At 45.5% G+C, this 13,630-nt stretch carries 9 protein-coding genes; 6 read left to right on the forward strand and 3 right to left on the reverse strand.

The genetic code is table 11. From position 1 onward, the window contains the following. Positions 1–39: 39 nt before the first annotated feature. The gene (locus ACU01J_RS06675; RefSeq protein WP_481084966.1) at positions 40–4,002 is read right to left on the reverse strand and encodes a PAS domain-containing hybrid sensor histidine kinase/response regulator; all 3,963 of its coding nucleotides are present in this window, start codon (positions 4,000–4,002) and stop codon (positions 40–42) included. A gap of 105 nt (positions 4,003–4,107) precedes the next feature. On the opposite strand from ACU01J_RS06675, the gene ACU01J_RS06680 reads away from it, so the two are divergent. Beyond that, entirely contained in the window at positions 4,108–5,202 is a 1,095-nt protein-coding gene (locus ACU01J_RS06680; protein ID WP_481084967.1) for an HD-GYP domain-containing protein, read from the forward strand. 94 nt (positions 5,203–5,296) lie between these two features. Here the strand turns inward: ACU01J_RS06680 and ACU01J_RS06685 are convergent, their stop codons facing one another. Next, positions 5,297–7,162, reverse strand: a complete 1,866-nt coding sequence (locus ACU01J_RS06685) for a fructose-specific PTS transporter subunit EIIC (protein WP_481084968.1) — start codon at positions 7,160–7,162, stop codon at positions 5,297–5,299. Between the two features lie 202 nt (positions 7,163–7,364). Between ACU01J_RS06685 and ACU01J_RS06690 the strand changes: the two genes are divergently transcribed. Beyond that, positions 7,365–7,664: a PTS fructose transporter subunit IIB gene (locus tag ACU01J_RS06690; RefSeq protein WP_053438548.1), complete on the forward strand. Its 300-nt coding sequence runs from the start codon at positions 7,365–7,367 to the stop codon at positions 7,662–7,664. Between the two features lie 26 nt (positions 7,665–7,690). Beyond that, positions 7,691–8,467, forward strand: a complete 777-nt coding sequence (locus ACU01J_RS06695; RefSeq protein ID WP_481084969.1) for a PTS sugar transporter subunit IIA — start codon at positions 7,691–7,693, stop codon at positions 8,465–8,467. Positions 8,468–8,505: 38 nt separating this feature from the next. Here the strand turns inward: ACU01J_RS06695 and ACU01J_RS06700 are convergent, their stop codons facing one another. Further along, positions 8,506–9,345: a helix-turn-helix transcriptional regulator gene (locus ACU01J_RS06700; RefSeq protein ID WP_481084970.1), complete on the reverse strand. Its 840-nt coding sequence runs from the start codon at positions 9,343–9,345 to the stop codon at positions 8,506–8,508. A gap of 394 nt (positions 9,346–9,739) precedes the next feature. On the opposite strand from ACU01J_RS06700, the gene ACU01J_RS06705 reads away from it, so the two are divergent. The 3 genes from ACU01J_RS06705 to ACU01J_RS06715 all read left to right on the forward strand — a co-directional run bounded on the left by ACU01J_RS06705 (position 9,740) and on the right by ACU01J_RS06715 (position 13,619). Further along, on the forward strand, positions 9,740–11,644 hold the full coding sequence (locus tag ACU01J_RS06705) for a PTS fructose transporter subunit IIABC (RefSeq protein ID WP_481084971.1): 1,905 nt from the start codon (positions 9,740–9,742) through the stop codon (positions 11,642–11,644). Between the two features lie 65 nt (positions 11,645–11,709). Further along, positions 11,710–12,927, forward strand: a complete 1,218-nt coding sequence (manA, locus tag ACU01J_RS06710) for a mannose-6-phosphate isomerase, class I (RefSeq protein WP_481084972.1) — start codon at positions 11,710–11,712, stop codon at positions 12,925–12,927. Positions 12,928–13,178: 251 nt separating this feature from the next. Continuing rightward, on the forward strand, positions 13,179–13,619 hold the full coding sequence (locus tag ACU01J_RS06715) for a PTS sugar transporter subunit IIA (RefSeq protein ID WP_481084973.1): 441 nt from the start codon (positions 13,179–13,181) through the stop codon (positions 13,617–13,619). Positions 13,620–13,630 lie beyond the last annotated feature (11 nt).

Below are 13,630 nucleotides of genomic sequence, written 5' to 3' on the forward strand. Positions count from 1 at the left end.
ACGTTGCATTTATTCTTGTTTGTTACTTAGTATTCAGCTTCATTCAGGCTGAGGTAACTTATCCAGTAGTTCTTTCGCTTGTTCAAACTCAAAGTTTTCTATCAGTTCGATCAATTTGTTTTTCTCTTCCTCAGTCCACAAATCACAATGCTTCACTTGATTGATAACTTCTAATGCCGCCACATCGTAGTTTTCTACTTTTTCAACTAGGCGTAAGTAAAGCTCTTGAAGTTCATCACATGACACATCTTTAGCAGGCGCTTGCAATGCACGCCAAGCTTGCATCTGTTTTCTTAATTGTTTGACAGTGTTATGCGCTTGTTGGGCGAGTTCAATGGCCCGTTTTTTATCCTTAGCTTGTACTTGCTTTTCAATCTGAACGGATAATTCGGTCAAATCCATAATTCCCAGATTAGCCGATGCTCCTTTTAAGGTATGGGCCACGCGCTCGGCCCCTTCCCAATCCTCTTTGTCAATGATTTCTTGCAAAGAGAAGCTATCGAATTTTTGCGCGTCTAAAAAGCGCTCTAATATTGAAAAGTAAGAGTCAGGATTGCCACCGGTGTCAAAAATAGCCTGCTCAACATCAACGCCAGTTAAGTGCGGATAATCGTCGTTAACTTGTTTGTTAATGACTGAGGAAAGTTGATGTTTGGTGGCAACCGTTTGATCTTCAATCGGTAGATATTGTTGCAAGGTGGAATAAAGGTTAGTGACGTTAATCGGTTTAGCAATATGGCCATTCATACCAGCCTCTAGACACACATCAACATCACTTTGCATCGCATTGGCTGTCATGGCGATGATTGGGAGTGGTTGCCATTGCGGCTGCTTTCTAATCTCTCGAGTTGCGGTGACACCGTCCATCACTGGCATCTGCATATCCATCAACACCAGGTGGACTTCATGTCGTTGGAGCATTTCTATGGCTTGTTGGCCATTATTAGCAACCAATACATCCAAATTTATCCCATCGAGTAAGCCAAGCGCCACTTCTTGGTTAATTTCGTTATCTTCAACCAACAATACCTTTTGATGGGTGAAACGTGGACGTGCATTCTCTGAAACCACGGGCTTACTTGACACATGTTCAATGCCAAAACTGTCCATAATCGCATCGAGTAAGTTGGAAGGATTCACTGGCTTGACAATCAAAGCATCAATTAACTTACTGCTCGCTTCTACCAAAGACAACTCACGTCCATATGCGGTCACTAGAAAGGTTTTACAATCGGGAATGAGTTGCTGATCTTGAGCGTTTTGTAACAGCTCAAGCCCACTCATACCTGGCATACTCCAATCGACAAACAGTAGATCAAAGCTACTGTTTTTTAGCTCATCAAGCGCTTCATAACCATTGCTCACCGCTGATGCATCAAAATGCATGGCATTTAACAACGTCAGTAAAATACTTCGTGCGGAATCATTATCGTCAACAATCAGAGCACGCTTGCCTGACAGTGCACTAATTGGCTCAGAAATATCACGCATTTTGGCTTCTTGAAGTCGACACTGGATGGTAAAACTGAATTCCGAGCCTTGCCCTTCGGTACTATTTACAACCAGCTTACCGCCCATTAACTCAACCAATTGCTTGCTGATGCTCAGCCCTAGCCCTGTACCACCAAACTGACGCGTTATACTGCTGTCAACCTGTGAAAATGCTTGGAATAGATGTGCTATTTTCTCTTTCGCAATGCCAATACCGCTGTCTTTGACCGAGAAACGGATCGTTGCTTGATCGTTGTTTTGTTCCTCAACACACGCTGATACAACGATCTCACCATTTTCGGTAAATTTGACTGCATTTCCACAGAGATTGACTAGCACTTGGCCGATTCTCAGCGGATCCCCTATCAAGCCAATTGGCACTTTCGGATCAATATCTAATAAGAACTCCACCCCTTTTTCATTGGCTTTATAAGAAATCACATTGGTCAAATTATCGAAGACTTCATCCAAATTAAAATCTATCGATTCAACAGAGAGCTTACCCGCCTCAATTTTAGAAAAATCTAGAATGTCATTGATAATCCCAAGTAGGTTTTTCGCTGACTCATTAATCCGAGATAGATATTTTTTCTGTGTCGGATCAAGCTCTGTGTTCAATGCCAAATGCGCCATGCCAAGAATAGCGTTCATTGGTGTACGTATCTCATGACTCATATTGGCCAAGAAATCCCCTTTGGCTTGGCTCATCGCATCAGCTAACTCTTTAGCTTCACGCAGTTCATTCTCAAACTGTTTTCGTTCAGTGAGATCAAGCAAGATACCAACAATGCCAGAGACAACCCCATCACCATTACCAAAAGAGGCTTCATAGACCAGCATCTCTTTGTTTTGCTTATCTGCATCGCACAGAGAAAGCTCATAGTTTCTGCTGCCCCGCGATTGGCTTAACTCTTGATGAACCGTAGTAAACACTTGACCGGTGCTTGCACTAAATACGTCACTAGGCGTCCTACCTACAATCTCCTTCATGGGTAGACCTAGCATCTCGCAAAACTTCGCATTAACGGTCAAGTAATACCCGTCGGGTGACAGACAGTACATAGGGTTGGGGGTTGCATTCAGAACCTCTTGATTAAGCTGAGATTGCTCAAGGACTTTTTGCTCTGCTTTACGCTGCAGCTCCACATTTTGGCTCAATTGAATGCTGACAGACAGATCGTCTAACATCTGCACTAACCACTGATATTGCTGTTGGCTGAGGTGTTCAATTGTGCCTAGTTCAAGCAAAGCGACTGGCTTATTGTTTACGCACAAAGGGAAGTAATAGATTTCATTCAGCTCTAATGATGCGCCATTAACCAGCATTGAATATTTACCCTTGAGATCTCTCATAGTGAAAGGTTTACCTGAGAGCAAGACGCTGATCTCCGTTGATGAGGGGTCTTGAATCGAACTGGTACTGTCATCCCCAAACCCAACGCCCGCGATTCTTTCCAGTTTATCCTCTCGGTAGATATACACAGCGATAATTTGCAGTGGGAACTGATGAAGCAAAAATTGGGTAACTTCTCTTGCTAGCGTTTGAGTCGACTGGCTAGTGCGTAGCACAATATTGAAATCTTTAACTAAGGTATTGTGATTAAGCTGTTCGGAGATGTGATGAAAGACGACGTTTAAGCTATCAATGAACTTTTGTAGCTCGGCATAAGCAGTTTGAGTAATAGTAAATGCGTAATCTTGCTGCTTAACTTGGCCAACAACGGTTCTTAGTAATTGACTCAAAGGGCAGATATACATTCTCCAAAGCAAGGTAAATGAGAGCGAAATGGACAATAATAACACCATCAGAATTCCGCGATTCAATGCTTCATAACGACGAACTTGCCCCTCTGATAGAGAGATTTCACCTTGAATTCTACTTAAAATCGATTGATTTGCTGTAGCAATCGCCTTCATGATTTTCTCTTTCTCGGAAAAGTATCGTTCCCCATATAAAAGAGATTGCGCGGTTTTTAGATCAGCTTGCCCCATATCAATGAGATTACCATTCTCCTCCTGCCGATATCCTTTAATCGCTAGAAAGGCATCACGCTCCAACTGAACTAAAGCATCAGATAGTGCCAACGCATTCTTCAGTTCAAAAAACTCGATCGAACTTATCCCTGACTGCCGAATCCGCTCTAGTAGCGGTGTGCTGCTACCGACAGTAAGCGGGAGTGCATCCAAATCAGAATTTGAAACTACATCCCAATACTCATACTCGTTTCCTTCCGGTATTGGAGCTTGACCTGAGCGAACTTTTAAGACTCTATTAAACAACTTTTCCCAATGCTCATCTCCGGTCACACTGTATGCACGAGCAAATTTGGTTAGGTTATCTGAGCTCTGTTTGAGTTCATGGGACAAGCGATAAAACACAAATAGCTGTTTCTGATGCTCACCACTTTTGACATGTAAGTCAGAAAGTTTCAGTGAAACACCAAACATAGCGAGTGAGCAAAGTCCCATCGCCAAAAACAACACAGTGAAAAGCGTTCGAATTGAGGGCATCGATTTCTTCTAATACGTAATAGTTAAAATGATTTTCGGAATTACTTGTCTATAGTTTAGTTAGTAGTCAACAAACTGCCGGAAAACTTTGGATGAAATCACGCGATGCCGATTGAAAAATTAGATGATTGCACCGTTCTTCTAATCGATGATTCTGCAGATAATCTCGCCTTTATGGCTCAGGGGCTTGCTGGGCGTTATCAAATCAAAGCCGCTAAATCCGGTGAGATGGCACTGCATATTCTCGAACAGTTTGATATTGACTTGATCCTACTGGATGTCGTGATGCCAGAAATGTCTGGATACGATGTGATTCGTTACGTGACCAACAACTCCAAAACACGTCATATTCCTGTTGTCTTTTTAACCGGGAAGGACTCTCAAGAAGACGAAAAATTGGGGTTTGAGCTAGGAGCTGCAGACTACATACACAAGCCCGTCAGTATTCCTTTGCTACGCTCTCGAGTAAAAACACACCTGCAAAACAAACGCTCCAAGGATTTCCTGCGCGACCAAAATGGCTACTTGGAGAAAGAAGTTCTTAAGCGTTCGAGTGAACTGGACCGTATGCAAGATGTCGTTGTTTTTGCGTTGGCAAGCCTAGCTGAAACTCGAGATCCAGAAACCGGCAACCACATTTTGCGTACTCAGCACTACGTAAAGTTGCTGGCGGAGTACCTTGCTAGTAAAGATAAATACAGCGCTGAGCTGACCCCAAAAATGATCGATACCTACTTCAAAGCTGCGCCACTGCACGATATCGGGAAGGTCGGTATTATTGATTCAATCTTACTCAAACCCGGTAAACTGACAGAGGAAGAGTTTGAGATAATGAAATCGCACACTACCTTAGGTTTCCAGGCACTGGAGCGAGCTGAGCAGCTTTCTGGGGCGCACAATGACCTAATTGATGTTGCCAAAGAGATTGCTTACGGTCACCACGAGAAATGGGATGGCTCGGGCTACCCAAATGGTTACTCAGGAGAGCAGATTCCAATTAGTGCACGCTTGATGGCCGTCGCTGATGTTTATGACGCCCTAATCTGTAAGCGCGTATACAAAGACCCAATGAGCCACAACAAAGCCAAACACATCATTTTAGAAGGTAATGGGCAGCATTTTGATCCAGAAGTGATTGAAGCTTTTGTCGCTCAAGAGAAACTGTTTATTAAGATTGCCAGCGAGTTTTCAGACAACTAGCAAAGGGACAAAAAAGCTCCGCCGAATTAGCGGAGCACATAACATTAGTAGTCGGAGGACGATATGACTTAAGGGTTCGGTATTTTATTCAGCGTTAGCGGCGACTATAGAGTAAGCCGCGCGCATTTAATATTGCATCACGGGTCGGAACTTCGACTTTCTTCATTCCTTTAAAACGCTCCGGCTCTTTGATCGCGACATCATGAGCTAAAATCACCATTCGCGCGTTCTTAATATCTTTGTCGGTAATCCGATTATTAATGCCATTGGCTCCTTGGGTTTCGACTTTAATTTTAAGCCCCATGGTATAAGCGGCTTTCTCTAACGACTTGGCGGCTAAGAAAGTATGCGCCACACCAGATGGGCAAGAAGTGACAGCTAAGATCTCGGCCTCACCCTCCCCATCTATAGCATGATATGCGCGAACCAATGCAGCCTCTTCTTCTTCATCGAGAACATTTTTCTTGAGCAAGATAACAATCAGCGCCGTGGTCAATGCGCCTGCTAATGTGCCAACGATATAGCCGAGTTTGCCATCGACGACCGGAAGCACAATCCAGCCGCCCCAAGGCGCATGGTTAAGCACATGGAACGTAAAGCCAATCACGTTGCCGACAATACCGCCAAGCACAATCGCCGGTAATACCCGCGCTGGATCAGCCGCTGCAAATGGGATCGCCCCTTCACTGATACCAATCATGCCCATAATGCCAGCCGCTTTGCCTGCTTCACGCTCGTCACGTTTAAATTTCTTCGGTGATAAGAAAGTCGCTAATGCTAATCCAAGTGGCGGGGTACAAATCGCGATACCCACACCACCCATTAGCCATGGTTGAGTATTAACCTGAGTTTGAGCAAACAGGGTCGCCACTTTGTTGACCGGTCCGCCCATATCAAATGCCGTCATTGCGCCTAACACCGTACCAAGCATCACTTTACTTGCCCCCGCCATGCCAGTAAGCCAATCATTGAGCCCTGCCATCGCGGCCGATATTGGCGAACCAATTAACCACATCACCAAACCGCAAGTGGCAAAAGTCCCGACCAATGGATAGATAAAAATGGAACCGAGTGAAGCCATGCTATCTGGCAATTGGATTTTCTTTAGCATCCGCACCACAAAGCCCGCGAAGAACCCGACCACGATCGCGCCTAAAAATCCGGTGTGATACTGGTCTACCGCAACCCAAGAGCCAATCATACCCGGCGCGAGTCCTGGCTTATCCGCAATCGAATAAGCAATATAGCCACCAAGCACTGCGGTAAATAGGGTTAGGCCAGCAATGCCCATTTTAGCGATATCAGCTAATACACCGCTTTCTGGTACTGCGCCATGGCCAGAAATCATCACAGAAAGGGACAGCAGCACCCCACCAGCAACGATAAAAGGGATCATATGCGAGGTGCCAAACAGTAAGTGTTCTTTGATATGGGCTAATTTTAGCTTCCACGGACTTAATGGTTCTGGCAGAGGCAATGGCTCATCATCCCAGAACTCGTGACTTGGCTGTTGGATATCGGTTAAAAGTTCTCGCGCCTGTTCGACACTTTGCGCCGCTTTTAACTGACTAATGAATTCTTCTTCGATGAGTTTGGTTGAGAGCTGTGCAAGCACTTCAATATGGTGATGATCGCCACCATCCGGCGACGCGAGCATGAAGAACACATCCGACAGTTCGCCATCTTCAGCACCATAATCAATGCCAGTGCGGCTGATACCGACAGCAACAGCAGGCTCTGTGACCGCATCACTTTTCGCATGCGGGATAGCGACTCCGTCTTCGAAGCCAGTGTTGCCGATCTCTTCACGTTTCCACAAATCGGCTAAAAACTGCTCTTTATCGGCTAATTTCCCTGCCGCATCGAGCAATTCAACTAACTCTTTGAGCGCGTCAGCTTTGGTGGTGGCCTTAAGATCCAAACAGATCGTCTCGGGCTCAATTAGATTAGTAATGTCCATTGTATTTACCTTGCAATGTTCACGCTCGAACATAGATTAACCACCGCCCATAGCGTTAGATATAGGACGAAAACACCATTAACTGGATTATTGTAACACCCATACCAAACTGTGATATGTGTCTGTCGAATCATGGTGCCAAATCAAAACCAGCGTTTTATGCTGTGCTAATATCCGAAAAAATAACAAGCCGAGAAACACCTTGAAAATAGTCGCTGTCACCGCCTGCCCTACAGGCATTGCACATACCTATATGGCAGCCGATGCTCTTATCAAAGCTGCGCCGAAATATAAGGTCCAAATCAAAGTCGAAACACAAGGTGCAATGGGTATCGAAAACCTGCTCTCACCGCAAGATATCGCACTGGCAGATAGAGTGCTGATTGTGTCTGACATTGATATTGACCAAGCTGCGCGCTTTGAAGGCTGCAACGCGATTCGTGTTTCTATCGAAGACGTTTTGGTCAATGTTGATAAAGTGTTCCTACTACACTGCCGTTAACGATTCTCTGCCGTAAGCCGTTAACTATGAACGAATATCAGATCACCTTTTTAGTCGAAAGCAGCGAGTCAAATGCTCATGTCGCCCAGCCGCTGCGTCGCTTAGCCAAGAAGTTCAAAAGTACGATTAAGATCATTAACATCACCCGCAATCGAAGCGCTGACTTAACTAAGGCGGTGGCAATGCTGCAAGTGGGTTTGGTTCAAGGTGATCTGTGCCAAATCACGGCAATAGGCATGGATGCAGAGCTGGCCTGTTTTGTCCTCAAAGATGTGATTGCCGACCATTACACCCTAATTGGTTCGCAAATCAACTATGAGTTTTCTAGTGAGCTCGCCAAAAGGCTTCCTCAGCTATGCCCTGAGAGTGAAACCAAATGGCACTATGCCAAGGCCCACACCGAACTAACCAAATTTGAGTGCTTAAAAGGTTTGACTCAACTGATACACCCCGGCCATCCAGATGAACTCCTGCTCGCCTTTATTAAAAGGGAAGAGCGATCTTCCACGTGCGTCACTCCGGGTATCGCCCTACCTCATGTGATGTTTGACGATATCGACCATATAGCCATCGCGGTAATTGCCACTGACACCCCGATTGATTGGGCCTCACAAATGGGCGATGTGCACCTTGCTATAGCACTGGTGATGCCTGCTAAACCGACTCATGAACAGATCATTGCGGCCACTAACCTGACCCGAAATCTACTTTGCGAACAGCTACCTGAACGACTTAAACTCACGCGCAGCAGCGTCGATCTTCAAGCACTGCTGATGTACTCCATGTCTCAGTTATTGTCTTAACCTCGAAGCTGTCTTGCCTAGTTTTTCTTATCTAACCTTTACGCCGAGCCACGATATTCAGTTGGCGTTCTTCCTGTGCGATTTTTAAACACTCGGCAGAAATAGTTAACGTCTTTAAAGCCACAACGCATCGACACTTCATTGAGCTTAAAGTTGTATTTTTTGAGCATGAACTTAGCGCGATCAATACGTACCCAAGTAATGTAGTCAGCCAACGTCATATGCCCTTGCTGACGAAACAATCGAGAAAGATGATTAGATGAGATACTAAAGCGCGTCGCGATGCTGTCACGGGTGATCTGACGATGGAAGTTCTCTTGAATGTAAATACAAATCCCTTGGTAGAGATCCTGAACGCGGCTTTGTGACTTCTCGACTGGTGCATCAAGCATGGTTTTACTGTATTGCAGCAACGCTTGCAGCAATAGCTCATCCATTGGCTTCTTATTGCTTTCTCGCGCCAGTGCGCTCAAGGCCTCTAAAATATTATCAATGGCAAAACCTGAACGAGTTTGAATACTGTGCTTTTGAATGTCATAAAAGCTCGCCTCCCCTTTGCGTTTACTGACCAAGCTTAGCCCTAGCTGCCTACGACCAAACAACATACTCAGCACCGAGCAGTCAGTATCCCAGTCAGGCTTATTCCAGCAGTTAGGCGGAACAAAGATCGCATCGCCCGCTTTGGCAATAATACTGGTCACTTTGCGCTCATGGGTTTCAATTTCATTGATGTATTCCCCATCCAGCACTAGCTCTAAACGCGGAAAGTTAACCTGATAGCTAAACGCCGGAGGCGTATGAAAATCTCCGGCAAACCAGATGTTATGAAAAGGCTCTCGTTCATTCAGTACTGACGAGATTAGGTCATGAAATACCATGTTGAATCATCTCTAACTACAAGCTAAGTCCGCACATTGCAGTGCCAATGACCTAGATATACTCCTTAGTGAAACATAGCGCTATTGAGCAAAATCACAACTCGAGATCTAAGTTACAAAAATCCAGCTTTAGCAATAAAATTCCAGTTACAAATTCACATAAACACCTCATAAAACCAACATACAAAATCGACGTAACCCATATAGATAAAGGGACGAAAAGCGACTCAACTTTGTCAACACCAAGCCAATAAGCACCCTACAGCCGATCAAAGTCACACTCTAAAACGGACGCAACAATCCTCCAGTAAATGCATTTTTTCTTCACTACAGAGCGCTGCTGATAGATTTCAGAATACCCCTAACAAAACAAGAAACGCATTAGGGGTCCACTATGATCACCAACTTGATCAATGAAAATTTAATTAAGCTTGAGCTGCAAGCCACCTCCAAACAAGAGGTATTTGAAGAGCTGATTGAGGTTCTGCACCAACAAGGTCGAATTTCTAACAAGGCAGATTTTTTAGCTGATATCCAAAAGCGCGAAGCAGAAGGTAACACTGGCTTTGAAGATGGTATTGCCATCCCGCACGCAAAAAGTGCCGCGGTAATTGAACCTGCAGTCGTGATTGGTATTCACAAAGCAGGCATCGAATACGGCGCAGATGACGGCCAGCCATCAAAACTGTTTTTTATGATCGCTTCTCCTGATGGCGGCGATAACCACCACATCGAAGTGCTCGCAGAACTCTCTTCTAAACTGATTGAAGATGGCTTTGTGGAAAGCTTTATCAACGCGACTTCCCCTCAGCAAGCACTTGAGTTGCTGCTACAAAAACCACAAGCAGAAGAGCCCCTGCCTTTAGAAAATATGAAAGGCTTCATCATCGGTGTGACTGGTTGCCCTGCTGGCGTTGCTCACACTTACCTAGCCGCTGAAGCGTTAGAGAAAGGCGCACATGCCATGGGCTTTGAGGTCAAAGTCGAAACCAATGGTTCAATCGGTGTGAAAAATAGCCCAACAGAAGAAGAGATCGCTCGCGCTGATGCGATTGTTGTCGCCTGTGATAAACAAGTTGATATGGCCCGCTTTGCCGGTAAACGAGTCATCAAAACCAACGTAAAAGCACCGATTCGTGATGCTGAAGGTTTGATTACACAAGCGCTGAATGCTCCGGCTTACCAAGCTGAAACCACCAGCGCTCCTCAATCTGTCACTGAAAAAGCGTCTCAAGCACGTTCTGATCTTTACCGTTACCTAATGAACGGCGTATCACACATGATTCCATTCGTGGTGACGGGTGGTTTACTTATCGCCCTTGCTCTAGCAGTCGGTGGTGAGCCAACTGAAGCCGGCATGGCGATTCCTGATGGCAGCCTTTGGAACCAAATCTTAGAAGTGGGTGTGGTTGCCTTCACCCTGATGATCCCAATCCTTGCCGGTTACATCGCCTATGCGATTGCTGACCGCCCTGCTCTGACTCCAGGTCTAATCGGTGGCTGGATTGCCAACAACGGTTCATTTTACGGCGCTGACGCAGGTACTGGCTTTATCGGTGCCATCATCGCTGGTCTGTTAGTGGGTTACTTCGTTAAGTGGATCACTTCAATCAACTACCACAAATTTATTCAGCCACTTGTGCCAATCATGATTGCGCCAATCACCGGCTCTTTGTTTATCGCAGGTCTATTCATCTTTGTCATCGGCGCACCTATCGCAAGCCTAATGGACGGCCTAACTGCAATGTTAACCAGCATGAGCACAGGTAACGTAGTTCTACTTGGCATCGTATTGGGTGGCATGGCAGGCTTTGATATGGGCGGTCCATTTAACAAGGTCGCGTTCCTATTCTCTGTCGGCATGATTGCTAGCGGCCAAACTCAATTTATGGGTGCAATGGCATGTGCAATTCCTGTTGCTCCACTAGGTATGGCTCTGGCAACGGTACTTGGCCGCAAGTTTGACCTGTTTGAATCTTCTGAAATTGAAGCAGGTAAAGCTGCGGGCGCAATGGGCTTAGTCGGCATCTCTGAAGGGGCAATTCCATTTGCGGCGCAAGACCCTATGTCGGTGATTCCTGCCAATGTCCTTGGTTCTATGGTTGCAGCGGTTATGGCGTTCTCATTCGGCATCACTAACAGCGTTGCTCACGGTGGCCCGGTTGTCGCTCTACTTGGCGCAATGAACTACCCACTGCTAGCCCTTCTATGTATGGCAGCAGGTGCTGGTGTTACAGCACTAACTTGCATCACCTTAAAGAACCTTCGTAAAGCGAAATACACAGCCGCTGCGGCTTAGTCCTTTCCTGCTGATATTGGCTTGGGCAACACGTCCAAGCCACTTTTCTCTTTATGGTGATGTCAATGTCTGAACTATCTATCAATACTGAATCGCTGCTTGAGCGCGTTTTTTACCCGATGACCAACGTGATTCAAAACTACGCATGGGGCAGCCCATCTTCGTTTACTCAACTGTTTGGCACTGAGAATACGGCAGGTGAACCACAAGCCGAGATCTGGATGGGCGCTCACCCTAACGGTTGTTCCATGGTCGATACTGGCACTGAGCAGACTAAACTCTCAAACCTAATCAGCCAAAACCTTAGCCTGTTCTTAAGTGACAAAATTGCTAGCCGATTTGGTGAGCTACCGTATCTGTTTAAAGTACTTGCGGCTGAAAAAGCGCTCTCTATCCAAGTGCACCCGAATAAACAACAAGCCGAACTTGGTTTTGAACACGAAGAGCAGCAAGGCATTCCGCTGTCGGCAAGTAACCGCAACTACAAAGATGCCAACCATAAGCCAGAGCTGGTCTACGCGTTAACCCAGTATACGGCGATGAATGGCTTTAGGCCGATTAGCGAGATCCTTGCCCACTTCAACTACCTTGATATTCCTGAGCTTAACTCACTGGTGAATGACTTATCGGGCGATCAAACACCAAATGGCCTAGCGAGCTTTTTCGCCGGATTGTTATCACTGCAAGGTGAGCAAAAAGAAGTCGCGCTGATGATGCTGATCATGAAAGCCAAGCTCTCGCCAACTCCGCTGTTTAACCTCATCACAGAGCTAGAAGAACAGTACCCGGGCGACGTTGGCTTGTTTGCCCCATTGATCCTTAACGTGATTGCCTTAAAACCCGGCCAAGCAATGTATTTAGATGCCGAAACGCCTCACGCGTACATCAAAGGCACTGGGCTTGAGATCATGGCGAACTCTGACAACGTACTGCGCGCCGGACTCACGCCAAAATACATGGATGTGAAAGAGCTGGTCTCTTGCACTCGTTTTAATGAAAAACGTATTGATAGCCTGCTGCTAGAGCCTACTCAAGACAATGGCATGCTGGAGTACCCAATTCCGGTCGAAGATTTTAAGTTCGCTATTATTGAACACTCCGAGCAGCGAGAAATTGACACACAAGGCGCTGAAATATTGCTGCCACTCGATGAAGCTATGACCCTCACCCACATTTGTGGCGAACAGTGCGTCATCGAAAAAGGCCAATCGGTGTTTATTCCCGCTTTCGCTCAGCAGTACACCATTGACTGCGCAGGTCGAGTCGCTCGCGCATACAGTTAACAACGTGCTCCTGCCTTCCCCCAAGGTCAGCACTAACACAATGCCCTGCTTATGCAGGGCTTTTTTATTTCTATCTAAGCCGTTGATTTAAATTTATTTTGTGAGCATCCGCACAGGTTAAAAATGACGCTTATCACACTTAAAATTAGCGGATACAAAAGTCTAGTAGTTGGATTTTTTTTACTATTTTCGAGTTTAGCGGCAAGGATTAAATTGACTCCATTGCATAAGCACTAATGAGTCAAAAATAGATGATTACTGAACTAACAAACGTCAATTTAATTACTGGCAACCTTCAAGCACATAATAAAAAAGAAGTGTTTGAAGAGCTTGCTCAGATGCTGCTAGATAACCAGCGCATTAATAATAAATCCGCGTTCTTAGATGATATTGAAACGCGCGAATCCTTAAGCATTACCTCTATGGATGGCATTGCTTACCCACATGCGAAAAGCCAAGCCGTCACCAACCCTGCTATCGCCGTTGGCGTTAAGCGTGAAGGCATCGAATATGGGGATGAAGACGGCATTAAACCCACTATATTTTTTATGATCGCTTCACCAGATAACGGCGCCGATCATCATATTTATGTCCTTCAAGAACTGTTCGGAAAATTCAGCGAAGAGTTTATTGAAGAGATCCAAAACGCGAAAGACGAACAACAAATCCTTAATATTTTAATCAATTCATAAGGCGTAGTAAT

The organism is Vibrio sp. 2433-A1, assembly GCF_056726085.1.

Excerpts from the sequence above, each read along its gene's own strand:
- ACU01J_RS06675 (WP_481084966.1), bottom strand. The coding sequence starts at position 4,002 with ATGCCCTCAATTCGAACGCTTTTCACTGTGTTGTTTTTGGCGATGGGA.
- ACU01J_RS06680 (WP_481084967.1), top strand. The coding sequence starts at position 4,108 with ATGCCGATTGAAAAATTAGATGATTGCACCGTTCTTCTAATCGATGAT.
- ACU01J_RS06685 (WP_481084968.1), bottom strand. The coding sequence starts at position 7,162 with ATGGACATTACTAATCTAATTGAGCCCGAGACGATCTGTTTGGATCTT.
- ACU01J_RS06695 (WP_481084969.1), top strand. The coding sequence starts at position 7,691 with ATGAACGAATATCAGATCACCTTTTTAGTCGAAAGCAGCGAGTCAAAT.
- ACU01J_RS06700 (WP_481084970.1), bottom strand. The coding sequence starts at position 9,345 with ATGGTATTTCATGACCTAATCTCGTCAGTACTGAATGAACGAGAGCCT.
- ACU01J_RS06705 (WP_481084971.1), top strand. The coding sequence starts at position 9,740 with ATGATCACCAACTTGATCAATGAAAATTTAATTAAGCTTGAGCTGCAA.
- manA (WP_481084972.1), top strand. The coding sequence starts at position 11,710 with ATGTCTGAACTATCTATCAATACTGAATCGCTGCTTGAGCGCGTTTTT.
- ACU01J_RS06715 (WP_481084973.1), top strand. The coding sequence starts at position 13,179 with ATGATTACTGAACTAACAAACGTCAATTTAATTACTGGCAACCTTCAA.